11 protein-coding genes are annotated in these 16,881 nt (G+C 48.3%); 2 read left to right on the top strand and 9 right to left on the bottom strand.

All coding sequences use genetic code 11. From position 1 onward, the window contains the following. Window positions 1-85: 85 nt before the first annotated feature. The 5 genes from ACYVGO_RS16825 to ACYVGO_RS16805 form a co-directional block, all read right to left on the bottom strand. On the bottom strand, window positions 86-925 hold the full coding sequence (locus ACYVGO_RS16825; protein ID WP_460970270.1) for a crotonase/enoyl-CoA hydratase family protein: 840 nt from the start codon (window positions 923-925) through the stop codon (window positions 86-88). A gap of 102 nt (window positions 926-1,027) precedes the next feature. Continuing rightward, entirely contained in the window at window positions 1,028-2,536 is a 1,509-nt protein-coding gene (locus ACYVGO_RS16820; RefSeq protein WP_460970269.1) for a DUF1501 domain-containing protein, read from the bottom strand. Window positions 2,537-2,713: 177 nt separating this feature from the next. Next, entirely contained in the window at window positions 2,714-4,357 is a 1,644-nt protein-coding gene (locus ACYVGO_RS16815; protein WP_460970268.1) for a DUF1800 domain-containing protein, read from the bottom strand. 239 nt (window positions 4,358-4,596) lie between these two features. Then, the gene (locus ACYVGO_RS16810; protein ID WP_460970267.1) at window positions 4,597-6,240 is read right to left on the bottom strand and encodes a DUF1800 domain-containing protein; all 1,644 of its coding nucleotides are present in this window, start codon (window positions 6,238-6,240) and stop codon (window positions 4,597-4,599) included. 178 nt (window positions 6,241-6,418) lie between these two features. Beyond that, window positions 6,419-8,056 (bottom strand): DUF1800 domain-containing protein, encoded by a 1,638-nt coding sequence (locus tag ACYVGO_RS16805; protein ID WP_460970266.1) that lies wholly within the window; start codon window positions 8,054-8,056, stop codon window positions 6,419-6,421. A gap of 137 nt (window positions 8,057-8,193) precedes the next feature. On the opposite strand from ACYVGO_RS16805, the gene ACYVGO_RS16800 reads away from it, so the two are divergent. Continuing rightward, window positions 8,194-9,312: a trans-sulfuration enzyme family protein gene (locus ACYVGO_RS16800; protein WP_460970265.1), complete on the top strand. Its 1,119-nt coding sequence runs from the start codon at window positions 8,194-8,196 to the stop codon at window positions 9,310-9,312. A gap of 18 nt (window positions 9,313-9,330) precedes the next feature. On the opposite strand, the gene ACYVGO_RS16795 is transcribed toward ACYVGO_RS16800, so the two are convergent. Then, the gene (locus ACYVGO_RS16795) at window positions 9,331-9,711 is read right to left on the bottom strand and encodes a hypothetical protein (RefSeq protein ID WP_460970264.1); all 381 of its coding nucleotides are present in this window, start codon (window positions 9,709-9,711) and stop codon (window positions 9,331-9,333) included. A gap of 66 nt (window positions 9,712-9,777) precedes the next feature. Between ACYVGO_RS16795 and ACYVGO_RS16790 the strand changes: the two genes are divergently transcribed. Then, the gene (locus tag ACYVGO_RS16790; protein WP_142772370.1) at window positions 9,778-10,377 is read left to right on the top strand and encodes an NAD(P)H-dependent oxidoreductase; all 600 of its coding nucleotides are present in this window, start codon (window positions 9,778-9,780) and stop codon (window positions 10,375-10,377) included. Window positions 10,378-10,462: 85 nt separating this feature from the next. Here the strand turns inward: ACYVGO_RS16790 and ACYVGO_RS16785 are convergent, their stop codons facing one another. The 3 genes from ACYVGO_RS16785 to ACYVGO_RS16775 form a co-directional block, all read right to left on the bottom strand. Further along, window positions 10,463-11,305, bottom strand: a complete 843-nt coding sequence (locus tag ACYVGO_RS16785) for an endonuclease/exonuclease/phosphatase family protein (protein WP_460970263.1) — start codon at window positions 11,303-11,305, stop codon at window positions 10,463-10,465. Window positions 11,306-11,394: 89 nt separating this feature from the next. Continuing rightward, entirely contained in the window at window positions 11,395-13,167 is a 1,773-nt protein-coding gene (locus tag ACYVGO_RS16780; protein WP_460970262.1) for a RagB/SusD family nutrient uptake outer membrane protein, read from the bottom strand. A 16-nt stretch (window positions 13,168-13,183) separates the two neighbouring features. Beyond that, complete coding sequence (locus tag ACYVGO_RS16775; RefSeq protein WP_460970261.1) at window positions 13,184-16,798, bottom strand: TonB-dependent receptor; 3,615 nt, start codon at window positions 16,796-16,798, stop codon at window positions 13,184-13,186. Window positions 16,799-16,881 lie beyond the last annotated feature (83 nt).

Here is a 16,881-nt window from a genome sequence, read left to right as displayed (position 1 = left end):
TAAGTGAAGTGAGTGGAGTAGGTGAAGTAAGTCAGGAAACACTGCCACCTTATTACACCTACTTCACTTACTTCACCCACTCCACTTAATATCCTCGATTTGATTTTTTATTAAACTCTGCTTTACGTTTCTCTATTGTCGACTGCATGGCTTCGGAGAAATCATTGGATTGCAATTGACTTGAATTCCAGACGGCTACGTATTGAAGGCCATCCTCGATGGATTTGTTCAGGCTGTAATTCAGTACTTGCTTGGCACCCTGTACAGCCGAAGCGGGATTATCGGCAATTTGGCGAGCCAGGGTTGCTGCGGCATCAAATAATTGATCGGGAGAGTCGTAAACGTGGTTGACAAGACCAATTCGCTCAGCAAAAGCAGCATCGTAATCAGCGCCAGTAAACGCCATTTCGCGGGTAAATCCCTGACCAATGATATGCGGCAAAAACTGAAGACCGCCAATATCGGGGGTGATCGCAAGTTTAGCTTCCCGTAAGCTAAACCTGGCCTCACGGGAGCAAAGCCGGATATCGGCAGCAGCAATCATGTTTACGCCACCGCCAATACACCAGCCATGTATGGCCGCAATAACTGGCTTTGGCGATTCGTGCATTTTCTGAAAGCCTGACTGCATCTGCCGAATTTGTCCCATTAGTTCCCTGCGCTGTTGTGCCAGCACAGTACCCGTGGTCATTTTCCCCAGGCGAGGCATCATCTGCGGGATGTTAAGCCCGTAGCTAAAATGATCACCACTTCCCCGGAAGACAATGCATCGAATGTCGGAAAGCTGATTGATTTCGTCCATTACGTTGGGAAGCTCCTCCCAAAACTCCGGCCCCATGGCATTTCCCTTGCCAGGGCCAAGTAGCGAAACGGTCATCACGCCATCGGCCTGCGCGAATGATAAAGATTGATAGGTTTGTTCCATTGCCAACTAGTATGCGTGCATACGGTTTTCGTAAAGGTAGTAGAAAACCGAACTGCAGCGCAAGCCGTTCCCTAAAAGCTGGCAACGAATGGTTTGCCTTCACTAGCCCGTCATCTGCACAGAGTAAGGCCCAGTGAACTGTAATTTACCCTCAAGTCTGATGTTTTTTACGCTGATTGTCTGATCCAGGGTTACGGTATGGCCTGCGTTTATTTTAACATATTCACTGGCAAATGGCACTCGACCTACGGTCCAAACATTCGGATTTTGCCAGTTCCCCGATGTTACAGTTTCCACAGTATCTGAAAACAACGAAACAGTCGGGAATTCATGAAAAAGCAGGGAGTTCGTTGTGGTGTGTGCAGTGCCAAACCAATCGTTCAGGATGTCTGTATACACGCGCCGAAAGTCGATCTGCATGTTAATGTCCTTATTTCCTGCCTGACCTGTCAGGTTCGCCAGGTCAGGATTGTGGCCGATGGTGCGGTGTTTGACACTAGTTCCGAACACAAACATGGGGGCAGCTATTCCATGATCTGTACCTTTTGAATTATTGGAATTTGCCCGCCGACCAAATTCCGAGAACGTCATACCAACCACTTTATCTTCAGTGCCCTGCAATTTCAAATCCTGCTGAAAGGAAGCAACAGCCGATGACAGTTTCCCTAATAGCACCGCATGGCTACCGGTTGTCACATCCGTACCGTCCACCTGACCCGAATGCGTATCAAAGCCTCCCAGCGAAACGAAGTATACTTTCGTTTTCAGCCCCCCGTGAATCAGTCGGGCTACAATCTTCAACTGGTCGGCCAGGGAATTATTTTGGGTTGAATCAGGGTAGACGGCCAGATTCTGACCCGCATCGGCGGCTTGTTTGATCTGGGCTGCATATCCCACCGATAGCGCCTGTTGCTTACGGATAAAGGCAATTAAGTCCCCCGCGTCACAGCACGGTAAATCGCCGGGTGAGGTTGCACTAGCCGAGCCAACCAATTGGTAAAAACTATTGGGATCACTCAACGCAATACCCATTGATTGCTGGCTTCCCAATAACGCCGTGGAGGTCAGGTAACCGATCTGAATAGCCAATGGATCTTCCATCTGCGCATTTGGATAGCCGGCTGGGTAACCCGGAAACCGATTTTCAAGATAACGCCCGGCCCAGCCCGAATCGGAGGTTTGGCTGGAGTCAACAGCGGTCATCCAGATATCCGTTGCCCGATAGTGAGATTGATCTGGATTGGGATACGAAACGGAATGGACAATCGAGAGTTTGCCATCGTTATACAGGTTACGCATACCCGTCATGGCCGGATGCAGACCCGTAGCCAGATTCCCCTCTAAGGGAAGCACCGCGTTTTGCGGAATGGCAATGTTAGATCGCAGGCCATTGTACAAGGAATACTGGTCCAGGGGAATCACGGTATTGAGCCCATCGTTGCCCCCATTCAGGTAAACAATAACCAGTACCCTGTCGCTGGCTAATGCACTTGTTCCCAACAATGCCTGCACCAATGCCGATTGGCGCGACATGGCCTTTAGTCCAAAACCATCCAGCATAACAGGCAGCAAACTCGCCGAAGCCGCCGTCAAAAAATCTCTCCGTTTCATCGCGTAGTGGTGGTGTAGGTGAAGTAGGTGGTAGTAGTGGAGTGAGTAAAATTGGTGGCGTGAGTGCAGTGAGTGGAGTCCGTCTAATACAATTTTACTTTTTGACTGACTCCACTTACTGCACTCACGCCACTAACTCCACCTACTACACCCACTCCACCTCTTCACCACACCAGGCTAAAAAATGTGATACTCAGCCATGCGAAGCATGTATTTCATCAGGTTCTGCAATCGATACAAAACCGCATTCTTTTTACTCGTATTCGTTGGAGCGGTTCGATAAGCGTTCCACTCAAAGGTCCAGGATGAGCGCGGAATGCCCTGCATCATAATGGTATCAATCAGAAAATCGACTTGCGACGGAAACAGATCACTGGCAAACAGGTTTTTTGAAAAGGCTGTCTGCACATCCACACAACTAATAGCTGCGGTTCCCGCTACATCAGAGAAATTCGGCTGGAGGGTAGTGGCCCAGGCCAGCAAATCGATCCCCATTTTATAATTCGGTTTCACCTGAAGCCAACGCCAGATATAGGCATCCGTGTAATCACTACGGAGAGCTATGGTGGTTGTATTCATCCAGATTTTCGAATACCCCGTCTGATAATAAGGTTCGTACCCAAATACCGACGGTTGATCAACAAGCGCCATTTGCATGTCGCGCATACGCCAGAACATGAAGTCGAAATACGTCTTGAAAGCTGCGTAATCAGTCGTCATATCGGGTACGGGCTGATTAAAAAATCGCATCGCTCCCACGGCCAGATCAGCCGGTGATTTAACCATAGCTCCCCGATTCGAATCATCGAAAAATAGCTGACTCGTTAGCAGTTTGACAATGACCGGCTGAATAGCATAGTTATTACCAGGGCTTGACAAAAATTGGGCCAGAGGTATAATTACATTATCCTCAATAGCCTGAGTTACGTTTGGATTCACATACCAGCGATACAGTTTCCGGCAAATAAACCTGGGCGTTTGGGGGTGATTCAGCAACATCGTCACCAGATCATCCAGCTCGGTATCACCCGCGGTAACCGTAGCCGATGGATTGGCCGATCGACCCGGAATGACGGTACTGCCATACTTTGCCGAAAATGTCTTATCAGCCTTGTCGTGTTTAGAGAGTGTAAACGTCGTGGCAAAACTCGTTGAGCCAACCACCAAATAATTTGTGTATTTCCAGCCAGTAAGCACTCTGGCCGCGGCTTTCACGTCATCCTCGGTGTAATTCTTGTTCCCCGCAAAATCCACGGCACCAACTGTAAACAGTTCCTGAAGCTCACGGGCGTAATTTTCGTTAGGTTTCCCAACTTCATTTTCATTCCCGTTCAGGTAGCGAAGCATAGCAGGCTCCTTACTGATTTTGGTGACCAGCGTTCGAAAATTGCCCAGTGCATTAGTGCGCAACAACAACAAATACTGATTCACAAATCGGTAATCATCCACTACTTCGCGAGTTGTCACAAAGTGATTTTGCCAGAACAGCGTCAGTTTATCGAGTAAGCTTGGCGGGGTCGTTTGGGAGGTCATCAGCCCAAGCCACCAGTAGCGTAGATAATGGCCAAAATCGAAATTACGGTCACCACTAAACGGCTTATCAAGGTAGGTCTGCCCAGCCGTTGATTTGGTACTGTCCAGGTCTACCGGTGGCGAGAGTGAATAATTCGCGTTACTGATTAATTGCTGTACAGCCTGGGCAGCCGTCAGTCCTGTGAAATTGGCAATTTCGGTTTGGGTAGGCCCAAAGGTGGCTCGGCGAAGTAAATGGGCGGCTGTCTTAGCCGTTAGTAAAGCTGTGTATTGATCCAGATAAGGCATTCAAGGAGAAGGTTAGTAATACAGCCATGCGTCTAATTGTTGTCTACACTAAAGCATACCGCTTAGTCAACAAAATAGCTATAAAGACTAAGTATTACTGACCACTCCCAGTATTAATTAAAAATAAGTTTATACATCAATATAATCATAAGCAATATACAGAGAACGAGCGCTGCGAAGATCATGGTTTAAAATCAGTTTAAATGTCAAAAATGCCTTTTAGCTAACGGGTTAGGGGTTCAAAAAAGCTGGTATTCAGCCATGCGAAGCATGTATTTCATCAGGTTCTGCAATCGGGAGAACACGGCCGTTCGTTTCCCCACATCATTGGGCAACGCCCGGTAGGCGTTCCACTCGAACGTCCAGGATGTGCGCGGAAGCTCCTGCATCATGATGGTATCAATCAGAAAATCAACCTGCGACGGAAGCAAGTCGGTGGCAAACATATTCGTTGAAAAAGCCTTCTGCACATCCAGGCAAGTGATGGCGGGCGTGCCAGCCAGATCATCAAAGTTGGGTTGTAGAGACGTGGCCCAGGCTAACAAATTAATACCCAGAATATAAACCGGGCTTACATGAAAGCCTCCCCATATAAACGCATCGGTAAACTCGCTTCGTATGGCAAGGGTAGTCACATTAATCCAGGTTTTCGAATAGCCTGTTTGATAATAAGGTTCATACCCCAGTACGGAAGGCGGGTCCAGTAGCGTCATTTGCATATCGCGCATGCGCCAGAACATGAAGTCGAAATACGTCTTGAAAGCTGCATATTCGCCTGCCATATCCGGCACGGGTTGATTAAATAAGCGCATTGTTCCAACGGCCAGATCAGCCGGTGACTTAACCATAGACCCCCGATTCGAATCATCAAAAAAAATCTCGCTCGTCAGTAACGTAACGATCACGGGCTGAATAGCATAGTTATTACTCGGGCTCGACAAAAATTGAGCCAATGGTACAATTACGTTATCCTCAATGGCTTGGGTTACGTTTGGATTCACATACCAGCGGTAGAGTTTTCGGCAAATGAACCGAGCTGTTTGGGGATGATTCAGCAGCATTGTTACCAGATCGTCCAGCTCGGCATCCCCTGCCGTAACCATAGCCGATGGATTGACTGATCTGCCTGTGATAACGGTGTTGTTATATTTCTCCGAGAACACTTTGTTCGTTGAATCATGTCTGGAAAGCGTGAAGGTCGTGTCAAAACTTATTGTACCATACTCCTCATAATTGGTATACTGCCAGCCGGTAAGCACTCTGGCTGCGGCTTTTACGTCATCCTCAGTATAATTCTTGTTCCCCGCAAAATCCACAGCACCTACCGTAAACAGTTCCTGAAGCTCACGGGCGTAATTTTCGTTGGGCTTACCTGTTTCATTTTCATTGCCGTTCAGAAACCGGAGCATGGCGGGGTCTTTTGTGATCTGGGTGACCAGTGTACGGAAGTTACCCAGGGCGTTGTTGCGGAGTAGCAGTAAATACCGTTTTATAAAGCGACAGTCTTCAACAATTTCGCGGGTTATTACAAAGTGATTGTGCCAGAACAGCGTCAGTTTATCGAGTAAGCTTGGCGGGGCCGTTTGGGAAGTCATCAATCCCAGCCACCAATAGCGCAGATAATGGCTGAAATCAGAGTTCCGGTCATTATTATAGGGCTGGTCGAAGTAAGTCTGCCCAACAGTCGGCTGCGTCCCATCAATATCGACTGGCGCCGGGGGTGAATAATTGGCATTATTAATTAATTGTTGTACGGCCTGGGTAGCCGTTAGGCCCGTGAAGTTGGCAATTTCGCTCTGCGTAGGCCCAAAGGTGGCTCGGCGAAGTAAATGGGCAGCTGTCTTATTTGTCAATAAAGGCGTATACGGAGACAGATAAGGCATTAAATATGATATATAGTGTTACATATAAAGTTCCTTTATCCGCTAAACAAAAAGCATACCAGCTAATTAATGAAGGGGTTAATCGTAAGTTTTCTTGGTTCTGTTGATTCTATCGTATCTGATTATCATTAGAACCACAGAATCAAATTTAGACAACACTATCCCGTATCGCTACAGATCAGAAAATATGGTATTCGGCCATACGAAGCATGTATTTCATTAAATTCTCCAGGCGTGACCGTACTTCATATCGGGCTCCTCCATCTGTTGGATCAGTCCGGTACGCATTCCATTGAAAAATCCAGGACGTGCGCGGTAGGTTCTGCATCAGAATGGTATCAATCAGAAAATCCCGTTGAGAGGGCAGCAGATCGTAAACAAATAGATTCGTAGTGAAGCCATTCAGGATATCCACGCTGGAGATGGCAGGTGTTCCAGCTACATCTGAAAAATTGGGCTGGAGAGCGGTAGCTTTCGCCAGCACATCAATGCCCATCAGATAATCCGGTTTGACTTGTAGATATCGGAGAACGTAGGCGTCGGTATAGTCATATCGAAAGCCGATTGTGGTTGAATTTATCCAGATTTTCGAGTAGCCGGTTTGATAATACGCTTCATAGCCAAATACCGAAGACTGGTCTAAAACAGCCAATTGCATGTCCTGCATGCGGTAATACACAAAGTCGAAGTACGTTTTAAACGCTGCGTATTCGGTGGTGATGTCGGGCACTGGCTGATTAAAAAACCGCATGGCTCCAATGGCCAGCTCAGCGGGCGACTTAACAATGGCACCGATCGTAGTCTCATCGAAAAAGACCTGACTCGTTAATAGCTTGACTATGACGGGTTGGATAGCGAAGTTGCCTTCCTGAAAAACCTGCGCCAACGGGCCAATGATGGTATCTTCAATGGTCTGAGTAACATTTGGATTTACGTACCAACGGTACAGTTTCCGGCAGATGAACCGGGACGTATGCGGATGACTTAACAGCATGGTTACCAGATCATCCAGTTCAGCATCTCCCGCTGACGTTGTGCCTGGTAACGAGGTAGCACGCCCAGTTATGACCGTATTGTTATAATGAGCAGAAAACGTTTTATCCGTACTATCATGCTTTGCATCCGTGAACGTAGTGGCAAAACTTGTTGAGCCGTCAAGTTCGTGGTTGGTATACTCCCAGCCCGTCAGCACCTGAGCAGCCGCTTTCACGTCATCTTCGGTGTAATTCTTATTCCCCGTAAAATCAAACGCCCCTACGGTAAATAGTTCCTGTAGTTCGCGGGCATAGTTCTCATTCGGATGCCCTACCACATTTTCATTCCCGTTCAGGTAGCGAAGCATGGCAGGCTCTTTAGTGATTTGGGTAACCAGCGTTCGGAAACTGCCCAGCGAATTATTCCGCAATAGTAACAGATACTGATTCAGGAACCGGTAATCACCAACCGTTTCGCGGGTTGTCACGAAATGATTTTGCCAGAATAGTGTCAGTTTATCGAGTAAGCTGGGAGGAGCTGCCTGCGAGGTCATCAGCCCCAGCCACCAGCAACGCAGGTAATGCCCAAAATCGAAGTTTCGGGCATGGTTAAATGGCTTATCTAAATAGGTCTGCCCGGCGGTTGGCTGATCATGGTCCAGGTCAACAGGTGGCGCTGGCGAATAATTGGCATTCGTGATGAGTTGTTGAACGGCCTGTGCTGCCGTTAAACCCGTGAAATTGGCGATTTCGGCTTGCGTTGGGCCAAAGGTAGCTCGCCGGAGTAAGTGCGCAGCCGTTTTAGTCGTCAGCAGTGTTGTATACGGATCCAGAGAGACCATTTTGTCCAGTTCATTCCAATGAAAAATAAGGTGGGAAAAACGTTGAGAACTATTTGGGCCCGCTGATGCGGAATTACCAACGGAAACCGAGAACTTCGGCATACAAAAAATGAGCCGTTTTACGGTTCTGTCCGCTTATGCACTTCGATACGCTCGCCCTCCGCGCTACGCACCAGCCCGACCCAGTTACGGGAGTTGTAGTGCCTCCCATTTATTTGTCAACAACCTATGCCCGCAACGAAGCCAACGAGTTGCCGGCCCACTACCTCTACACCCGCCCGAACAACCCAACCCGGGAAGCGCTGGAGAAGGCACTCGCGACCCTCGAAGGGGGAGCTGTAGGTATGGCCTTCGGGTCAGGACAGGCAGCCACAATGACCCTATTTCAGGCTTTACGTCCTGGTGATCATGTGCTGTTGTCAACGGATGCCTATTACGGCACCCCTGCCCTGCTCGAACAGGTATTTCATCCCTGGGGTCTGACGTACACGCGGGTAGACATGAGCGATCTTGATGCAGTAAAAACCTCTATTCACGAAAACACCCGTATCGTCTGGTGCGAAACGCCTTCGAACCCAATGCTCGACATCACTGATTTGCTATCCGTCAGCCAATTAGCGCATGAGATGGGGGCCATTTGTGTGTGCGATAATACCTGGTCTACGCCCGTACTGCAACGCCCATTCGACTTCAACTGCGATGTAGTTATGCACTCGACCACCAAATACCTGAGTGGGCATAGTGACGTATTGGGCGGTGCCCTGATTTTTAAAGAAGACAATGAGTTTGCGCAACGGATTCGACAGTTACAGGGGCTGTCGGGAGCAGTACCGTCGCCTTTTGATTGCTGGCTGATTAGCCGGGGGATTAAAACGCTGGGCGTTCGTGTACGGGCGCAAAGTCTCACGGCACAGGCTATCGCCGAATTTCTGGAAAGTCACCCAGCAGTAGAGAAGGTGCACTATCCAGGACTGGCCAGTCACGCTAGCCATGCGCTGGTTCAGCAGCAAATGAATGGTCCCGGAGCTATGCTGTCAGTTCAGGTAAAAGGCGGTCCCGAAGAGGCAATCCGATTTATTGGCAAGCTAAACCTGTTTACCAGAGCTACGAGTCTGGGGGGCGTTGAAAGCCTGATTGAACATCGGGCCAGCGCAGAAGGCCCCACTAGCATAACGCCCAAAAACCTGCTCCGCATGTCAGTTGGTCTGGAATACGCCGATGATTTAATTGCTGATTTGGCGCAGGCTTTGGCGTAATTGCTAACTAGCTTAACCTTATCTAAACTTCTTCGGCACGACCTGCGGCATAGGTTTTATAAACTGCGGTGGTCCCTGGGGTTGTCTGTAGGGCTGGAATGAGCGCATCATGGTATAATTCGTAGATGAGTCCGGCACTTTAATCGGCATATTATCCAGCGTTGCCCGCATCACGTTTTTGGCATCCGTGGGGTTTCGATAAAATGAATTGTTGGGTCGTGCATTCGGCATCAGGTCTGGCGGGAAAACGTCGGGCAACGAATCCTGGCGCACTACTGTGCTGGGAACCTGTGCGTATACAGCACCAGATAGGACGATAAGCAACAGGAAGAGCTTCATAGGTGTAGTGGTTGACAGTACAATGGTGAATAGACCCAATATAGTCCGGAAGCGTTGCATTCGGTTACGAAACTAAAGCAGTAAGGCCGGGGTTTGATAACTAACTTGAATTGATGACCTATCACAATGAAAATCACCCTAATTTCCACCTCATCACGCAAAAATAGCAACTCGCTGCGCTTTGTCAGCTACCTCCGGCATATTCTGGCCGAAGAGGGTCAGCATGAGGTTTCGATTGTAAATTTTGAGCACTACGATATTCCATTAGTCGGTCAGGGATCGGTCAAAAAAGATTCGCTTACTCCTTTCCAGGACGAACTTATTAGCGCCTGGGAAGCGGCTGATCTCGTCATTTTTGCCATGCCGGAGTACAACTGGACAGCTCCCCCACAGGCTACGAACGCCATTCACCAACTGGGTGGGCCCGCCTTTAAACATCTCTTCGATAACAAGGTGTTTGCTATGGTGGGAATCTCGAACGGCCGTGGAGGTCGGCAACCGGCTCTGGATATGACAACCGTGGTGAACAAGATTATCAGTTTCACCAGTAGCTACTCCATCGTTTCACCTAAGCTCTACGAATCGCACGAAACGGATAAAAATCTGGATGAACATGGTCATTTCAACGGCCACGAAGTCTACGAACGAACCGCACGGGCTTTTGTGGAGTATACGCTGAACGTAGCCCAGCGCTGGATTGGGGTTCCGAGTTTGGTAGAAAAATAAGCCAGCCTGGCAGTGCAATCATAAACAGAAAAAAGCGGAGTGTACATACTCCGCTTTTTTGCGTTAACCAACCTATAGCAGACTTTTATTTCAAAATTACTTTCACCATAACGGGCTGATGATCAGAAGGGTATCGCTGTTCTTTTGCGTCAGTCAGGACACCATATTTCAGTACATCGAATTGCTTACTGACAAAAATGTAGTCAATCCGATTCTGCATCGGCGCATCAAATTTGAAGCTATTAAAGGTACCTTCTGGTCCATACGGTGGTGTAGCCGTTACGTTATGTGCATCGCTCAGGAGCGTCTGTATCGTTTTAATCTGTTCCGTTTCGGGCGTTGAGTTAAAATCGCCGACTAGGATTACGGGTACATTTTTCGCGATTTCCTTAATCTTCTCAACCATCAGCTTTCCCGATTGCCGACGCGCTTCAACGCCCTGGTGATCGAAGTGAACGCTGAAAAAGTAGAACTCTTTTTTCGTCTTCAGGTCGTTGAATTTTGCCCAGGAACAGATGCGGTTGCAGCAGGTAGCATCCCAGCCTTTGCCGGGTTTGTCGGGGGTTTCGCTCAGCCAGAAATTACCCGATTGCAGGGGTTTAAACCGATCTTTTTTATAAAATATCGCCGAGTGTTCTCCCGCTTCTTTGCCATCATCGCGACCAGCACCTAAAAAGGCGAACTCGTTGAGTTCGGCAACGTCGTTTAACTGATTGCGCAAAGCCTCCTGGGTGCCAAACAGATCGAATTCGTGAAACTTCACCAGGGCTTTCACATTCTCTTTCCGATTAGGCCAGGCGTTGATCCCATCGCCTTTGTTATCGTAGCGAAGGTTGTAAGTAGCCACCGTAATCGGGGTATCTTTTTGGGCAAACGAAGATTCGCTGATAAACAAACTACTGAACAGAATAAAAATCAATACACGCATTTAACTTGAGTTTAAAAGGTTATTGTTTGTGGTTTTGGAATAGGTCTTGGCAGGCAATTGCTAGTACAAAACCACAAACGAATCGAATTCTACCAACCTGGGTTTTGACCGATCTTCGGATTGATCTGCAAATCGTTGGATGGAATGGGATAAAGATAGAACTTCTCATCCCATTTTCGGGGAATATTACTAAGCCAGGTTAACTCCCCATAGGTATCGTTTTTCAGTCGCTGTGGATTCACAACTCCGTTTACCGTTTCAGCAACACTAACATAGGTTACGCCTGGTAATTGAGTGGCTGGTTTCACTTTATAAAAAACGACATCATTCTTACCATCCTCATTCAAATCCAGGGGCTTATCCAAAGCGGGCACATAAAACCCGTTCCACTCCTGTTCCATTAAAGGCCCACGGTTCCAGCGGATAATATCGGGAAACCGGAAGCCTTCCAGCACCAACTCGATACCCCGCTCCCGACGAACCTCCAATAGAACTGGGTCTGAAATATCCGGAAAATAGTTGGTCTTCAGATACGAATCCGCAACGGTTGGTTTCGTAGTTAAGCCAGTCGTAATTCCTGCCCGTTTCCGTAACGCGCCAATCGTTTTGGTCCAGTCATCGTTGGTTAGTGTTCCCAGTTCGGTTTTGGCTTCGGCGTAGTTCAACAGAATCTCGGCATACCGCATCATAGATATGGAGTTGATGTTACGCGTGCCCCCATCGTAATAGGTATCATCCAATGACCACTTAATGGGCATATAACCTGTATAGGTGTAGGAAAAAACGGGCGGAGCGGGTTCAACAGCACCTGCGTTTGTACGAGTGTAATTGCCCATCCGGATCGTCTGTTGCAGTCGCTTATCACGCCCTTTCACTTCGTCCATAAAGGTCAGGGTCTGGTAGCCTGCTTTGTCGGTAAAGGGTGTCCCGTCGATGTTCAGGTACGTATTAACGAAGGTTCTGTTCAAACTTACCCGAGCACCATAGGTGGCACTGGTCCACCACCAGTTAGCATCATTGTACACGCTCAGCGTGGCATCGGCCACAGCCGCCAGCATGATTTCATTGGTAACGGGCGCGTTGTTGGTAAACAGTTGCCGATAGGATTTTTCGGTCCCACCGCTTTCATTGAGGCTAAACCCGCCCTCCTTCATGACTTTGTCCGATGCATTGACAGCTTCGGTAAGCCATTTTTCGGCAGTGCTGCCCAGATTGTAACTAGTGTGGTATTTGCGGAAAGTTCCCTCGAATAAACAAACTCTTGATTTTAAGCCATAGGCTACGTACTTGGTAATCAGGCTCCGCGTATTATCGCCGGTGGTTCTAATATTGTCGCAGGCAAAGTTCAGATCGGCCAGTACCGAATCCATTACCATAGCCCGTGGGTCCCGACCTTTGTATAAATCCGGATCATCCACATTCATGGCCTTACCGATCCAGGGAACATCGCCAAAGCGCTTCACTTTCTCATAGTAGAAATAGGCTCTGAAAAAGCGAGCCAGACCAATATAGTGCCGACGTGTATCGGCCGGAACACTGGGGCTGTTACAGTTGGCAATGAAGTAGTTAATGTTCCGCAGGGGCGTCCAATCCCAACCCGTACTTTGCTGAGGGCCATACGCACCCGCTCGTAAAAAATCGGGAATCTGCGTTCTGACCGAATAATCGGCCATTTCATCACTTCGGATGATGTCGGCACCCGAAGGCAAATTATCGTAGAATGAGTTTACGTATAAATCCAGGCCACCTGTGCTGCTGAAAACGGCGCCTTTAGACGCTGTTGATTGGGGTACCTGTTCCAGTTCGCTACAGCCAACCAGAAAAAGGGCAATCAGAAAAACCCAGTTATATCTTGTGTTCATAATCGTTGTTATTAGGTTAGAAGGTAGCGGATAAACCCATGGTGAAGCTCTTCAGAATTGGGTAGTTATTCCCGTTTCCACTGCTGCCATTATTAGGATCGCTACTACTTGACGAAGGGTTTAAGACCGTGTCGGACCGGCCAATATTTTCAATATCCAGGTCCCGGGTGATCTTGTACAGGGGTGACCATGACAGTAGATTTTCGCCTGATACAAACACACGAGCGCTGTTCATACCTACTTTCTGGATCAGTTTTCGAGGTAGATTGTAGCCCACCTGAATATTTTTCATCCGCAGGTAAGCCGCATTCTGAAGGTATTTCGTCTGTGCCTGTGCTAACTCACCCGCAGAGTTCTGCGCCACATAGCCACGGTAACGAGGCAGGTACGCATTTGGATTATCGGCCGACCAGATGTTGCCTAATTGCCACTCCGGTATTTTGTTATAGGGCCGGTTATACTGCCCCCAGAAAATCCCCGCTTCGGAACCTGGCCACCAGTCCTGCTTGGCAACGCCCTGAAAGAAAGCCGAGAAGAAAAAGTTATTATAGTCAGCACCCAGCATAATGCCGTAGGTATAGCGGGGTGTCGAGTTACCAATGATGCGACGGTCGCCGGGGTTACCAACCGTGTTATCGCCGTAATTGATGACGCCATCGCCGTTGAGATCTCTAAACTTAATATCGCCCGGTAGCCATTGGCCCGTGTTCGACGCCTTATACAGATTTTGTTTGGGCGAGTTAGCCACATCATCGGTAGAGGTGAAATAGCCCGCGGTTTCATAGCCCCAGATCTCGCCCAGTTTTTGCCCAACATAATAGGTCGAATTGTCGGTAGTCAGGCGCTTGGTTGGGTTGTTATAGTTATCAATTGTTGCCTGATAATCAGACATTGTCAGGCGTACTTCATAGTTAAATGGCTTGCTGGATACCTGAAATTTATCCCGCCAGGTCAACACCGCTTCCCAGCCCTTTGTGGTTAAGTCAGCATAGTTTCCTTTGGGTACACTGGTTCCGAAAACGGCAGGTAGGGTCATCCCTGCGGTAAACATGCCAGTTGTTTTACGGATGTACGCATCGCCCGTGAAGGTTAAGCGATTGTTCAGCATACCCAGATCAACACCAAGGTCAGACGTGGTGGACGTTTCCCAGGTCAGGCCATCGGGAATAACCGTTGGCTGACCAGTTTTCTGTGGTTTAACCCCATTGAGCACCCGAGCCGACTGCGAAATAGAGAATTGCTCCTGAAACGCATACGAGCCAATACTACCATTCCCCAACGAGCCATAGGAACCTCTGATTTTTAGATCCGTAATGGCTTTTGGCGACACTTTCCAGAACGACTCGTTCGATACGCGCCAACCCGCCGAAACCGAGGGAAAGAAGGCATAGCGTTGATCGGTCGGGAATTTTGATGAACCGTCGTAGCGGCCATTCAGCTCAAGCAGATAACGATCTTTGAACGAGTAGTTAAGCCGATAAAACCCGCCAACAATGGCCCATTTTTCGGAGCCACCACTGGTTGTGATCGACTGCCCCAGGGCCAGGTTTAAATCCGTTGCATTTTCATAGATCAAACCATTTCGAACCACTTCGAGCCGCTTGAATGTCGACTGCTCGTAGTTATACCCGGCCAATACTTTTACGTAATGATTAGGGCTGAACCGAGGCTCATATTCGGCATATAGGTTTGTTGCCAGGTAGTTCGTTTCACGATAGATGTTCTGCAGGTCGTTGTAGTTGGTCCCCACATATTCGATCACCCCCGGTTTGCGACTATAGGGTACGGGTACCCGCGTCCGAAATTCATTATTATCGGTCGTCTGGAAGGTAAAATTCCCGTTCACCCGAAATTTATCATCGAAGAATTTGGTGGAGAAGTCAGCCGTGTTCCGAAACACGCGCTTATCCATATTGATCCCATTTTTGCCATACCAGAAATCCCCAACTGTATAAGCCGCCGAGTAACTCAAGGTTCCGTCGGGGTTAAACATGGGGGCAACCGTATGGCCTTCATCCGAGATGTTACGCCATATGCTGCCCCCCTCTCCAACGTTGAGTGGGTTGTGGTACTTCATGGACGAGAAATCGGCATTGTTGCCAATCTTCAACCAGGGAAATACCTGAACAGAACCTTTGGCCCGTAAGCTTAAGATCCGGTAGTCATCGGAATTATACTTGAAAATGCCATCCTGCGAATAGTAACGACCTGTTACGTAAAAATCAGCTTTACCACTGCTCCCGGAAAACGACAGGTTGTGCTCGGTGGCACTGGTGTTTTTCTTGTAGAGTTCGCCATACCAATCGGTGTTTTCATAATACACGTACTCGCCCGTTGTGGGATCAACTACAGTCTTGGGTAAGCTGGGATCGTTGTTCCTTCGCTCCAGTTCAGTCAGGTATGCGGGTGAAAACTTTACCGTTTTGTTGATATTCTGGGGCGTTTGCGAGTAGTCATTCCAGGCCGACCAGCCTTCATTGAACATCTTGGCAAACAGGAATCCATTCGTTACGTAATTTGGAACGGTGGTTGGGCTTTTGATGGAATGATTGACCGAATAGGTAACACTGGTACGATCTTTCGTTGGACTTTTGGTAGTGATCAGCACCACCCCAAACGCACCCCTTGCTCCGTAAATAGCGGCAGAAGCGGCATCTTTCAGGACCGAAACCGTGGCCACATCATTCGGGTTCAGGCGACTTGGATCCCCTTCTACCCCGTCAATCAGAACCAATGCACTACCGCCCTGCCCAATGGAGGTTGTCCCGCGGATGTTGTAGGTCGGCGATTGAATGGGCTTCCCATCGCCCATCACTAAATTGAGGTTGGGAATTGTTCCTTGCAAGCCCTGGCTCAGGTTAGGTAACGAACGATTATCAAGCACTTCGCTCGTTACCTGATCAACGGCGCCAGTCAGGTTAACCTTCTTTTGGGTGCCATACCCAACAACTACGACCTCTTCCAGCGACTTGGAATCAACCTTGAGCGTTACACTGATAAGGCTTTGATTCCCTACCACAATTTCCTGAGGCAGATAGCCAACAAAGGAGAAAATCAGGGTTGTTGATCCATTGGGTACGTTAATCCGGTACTGCCCTTTGGCATCGGTGGTTGTACCGCGCTGGGTGCCTTTTATAACTACGCTTACGCCGGGCAAAACTTCGCCTTTTTCATCACTGATTGTTCCGCTCACCGTCTGATCGGCGCTGGCCACCGCTGGAAGTGAGATCGTTGTAATCGACGGCAAGGAAAATGAGGAGTTTTCGGTCGATTTTTTACGCAACAAGATCCGTGTACCAACTACTTCATACGAAATCCGAAGGGGAGTCAGTAATTCATCCAGCACTTTCGATAACTTCCCGTTCAATACGTTCACCGACATTTTCTGGTCGGCCCGAATGCTGTTTGTACTATACACAAACTTAACATCCGTCTGCTTTTCGAGCCGGTTCAGAATTTTCCAAACTTCGGTCGATTCCATTTTCAGGCTTACTTCTTTATTCAGTATTTCCTGAGCGTGCGTGTCTCGGGCAAACGACAAACTATAGGCAAGACCGAAGAGTAGTAATTGTACAACCGTTGTCGTCATGGCCTTAAAGAGAACCTTTTTTAGGTGTATACTTCTCGTCATACTAGTAAGGGGTTCATAAAGATTTGAGTAAATAAGAGAGTGCTTACGAGCCCAAATTGGGCCTGAATTCGATTGCTGATGGG

The sequence above is a fragment of the Spirosoma migulaei genome, from assembly GCF_054776855.1.
The sequence above is the reverse complement of the archived record's forward strand: the minus strand, read 5'-3'. Positions and strand labels throughout refer to the sequence as shown.

What these genes read in the sequence shown, in the direction of transcription:
- ACYVGO_RS16825 (WP_460970270.1), bottom strand. Translation starts at nt 925, where the DNA reads ATGGAACAAACCTATCAATCTTTATCATTCGCGCAGGCCGATGGCGTG.
- ACYVGO_RS16820 (WP_460970269.1), bottom strand. Translation starts at nt 2,536, where the DNA reads ATGAAACGGAGAGATTTTTTGACGGCGGCTTCGGCGAGTTTGCTGCCT.
- ACYVGO_RS16815 (WP_460970268.1), bottom strand. Translation starts at nt 4,357, where the DNA reads ATGCCTTATCTGGATCAATACACAGCTTTACTAACGGCTAAGACAGCC.
- ACYVGO_RS16810 (WP_460970267.1), bottom strand. Translation starts at nt 6,240, where the DNA reads ATGCCTTATCTGTCTCCGTATACGCCTTTATTGACAAATAAGACAGCT.
- ACYVGO_RS16805 (WP_460970266.1), bottom strand. Translation starts at nt 8,056, where the DNA reads ATGGTCTCTCTGGATCCGTATACAACACTGCTGACGACTAAAACGGCT.
- ACYVGO_RS16800 (WP_460970265.1), top strand. Translation starts at nt 8,194, where the DNA reads ATGCACTTCGATACGCTCGCCCTCCGCGCTACGCACCAGCCCGACCCA.
- ACYVGO_RS16795 (WP_460970264.1), bottom strand. Translation starts at nt 9,711, where the DNA reads ATGCAACGCTTCCGGACTATATTGGGTCTATTCACCATTGTACTGTCA.
- ACYVGO_RS16790 (WP_142772370.1), top strand. Translation starts at nt 9,778, where the DNA reads ATGAAAATCACCCTAATTTCCACCTCATCACGCAAAAATAGCAACTCG.
- ACYVGO_RS16785 (WP_460970263.1), bottom strand. Translation starts at nt 11,305, where the DNA reads ATGCGTGTATTGATTTTTATTCTGTTCAGTAGTTTGTTTATCAGCGAA.
- ACYVGO_RS16780 (WP_460970262.1), bottom strand. Translation starts at nt 13,167, where the DNA reads ATGAACACAAGATATAACTGGGTTTTTCTGATTGCCCTTTTTCTGGTT.
- ACYVGO_RS16775 (WP_460970261.1), bottom strand. Translation starts at nt 16,798, where the DNA reads ATGACGAGAAGTATACACCTAAAAAAGGTTCTCTTTAAGGCCATGACG.